Raw genomic sequence first — 1720 nt, forward strand, 5'->3', positions numbered from 1 at the left:
TTCAGGTGTGGGGAGGAGAAGGACTTGCCTGGTTGAACTGAAAAAGTTGCCGAAAGGGGAAGTTGATGAAGAACAAATGAAAAAAACTGAAAGCCATCGGAACCAGCTGGGATGACAAGGGGAAGGCGAACAATCCAATATCAACATCACGGGCTCAGATGTTTCAGGTAAAGCAGGAACCGGCCTGATTGCCGATAAGCAAATCCATCTGCAATCCGCCGAACAAAGCAACACCGAATGCAGCCAAAACAAATCAGCAGGCTGGAACGCAGGTGCTGCCGTATCATTCGGACAAGGGGGCTGGTCATTAGGCTTTACCGCAGGCGGCAATGTCGGCAAAGGCTACGGCAATGGCGATAGTGTAACCCAGCGCCATAGCCATATTGGCGACAAAGGCAGCCAAACCCTTATCCAAAGCGGCACCACCACCATCAAAGGTGCGCAGCTTATCGGCAAAGGCGTACAGGCAGATACGCGCAACCTGCATATAGAAAGTGTTCAAGATACTGAAACCTATCAGAGCAAACAGCAAAACGGCAACGCCCAAGTTACCGTCGGTTACGGATTCAGTGCAAGCGGCAGTTACAGCCAAAGCAAAATCAAAGCAGACCATGCCTCCGTAACCGAGCAAAGCGGTATTTATGCCGGAGAAGACGGCTATCAAATCAAGGTCGGAAACCATACAGACCTCAAAGGCGGCATCATCACGTCTAGCCAAAGCGCAGAAGACGAAGGCAAAAACCGCTTTCAGACGGCCACCCTCACCCATAGCGACATTCAAAACCACAGCCGATACGAAGGCAAAAGTTTTGGATTGGGTGCCAGCATTGCCGTAAGCGGCGAAACACTGGGGCAGAGCGCACAAAATAAGCCTCAAGACAAACACCTGACAAGCGTAGCCGATAAAAACGGCGCAAGTTCATCAGTAGGTTACGGCAGCGACAGCGACAGTCAAAGCAACATCACAAAAAGCGGCATCAACACCCGCAACATCATCCTCACCGATGAGGCAGGACAGCTCGCCAAAACAGGCTACGGCACAGACAAAGCCGCGCAACTGGCGTACACCGACATCCGCACCGAGGATGCCGGCCAACAATCAGGCAGCCTGAAAAACCGATTTGATGCGGACAAAGTGCAAAGCGAGCTGGATTTGCAGCGCAATGTCTCACAACAATTTGCCCCCGTTGCCGCTCAAACTGTTGCATGGACAGCAGATAAACTGGGCAATATACAGAACTACGAGCGCGTTCAAATCGCTAAAGCAAATTTACAAGAGCAATTAAAAGACGCGCAAAACCCTGAGCAAATTGCCCAACTGCAACAACAAATCGTCCTTGCAGACCAATACCTATCCGACCATCAAACAGAGTACAACACATGGAAGGAAGGCGGATTAGGGCGAGCTGCGCTCCACGCAGGGGTAGGAGCACTCTTAACAGGTGATGCACAAGGCGCAGTAGGAGCAGGCACCTCATCGCTAGCAGCACCCTATTTAAACCAAGTAGGCGATAAATTTGGTGGCGCAGGGCAATTACTGGCAGACACCCTAGGAGGCGCAGCGATTGGTGCGCTGACGGGTGGAAGCACGGGTGCGGAGGTTGCGGGGGCGAATGCGGATTGGTTTAATCGCCAGTTGCATCCTGATGAAGTGAAGTGGTTACACAGTAAAGATACGCTACAAAAATATATTAACTATTTAAAAAATAAGGGTATAAAT

The 1720-nt window shown here is 50.8% G+C and carries 1 pseudogene; it reads left to right on the forward strand.

Annotation, left to right across the window (positions count from 1 at the left end):
* Positions 1-118: 118 nt before the first annotated feature.
* Positions 119-1720 (forward strand): annotated as a pseudogene (locus tag ACTHUE_RS17785) (hemagglutinin repeat-containing protein); the annotation flags it as partial.

It is taken from the genome of Neisseria sp. P0021.S005 (genome assembly GCF_051956955.1).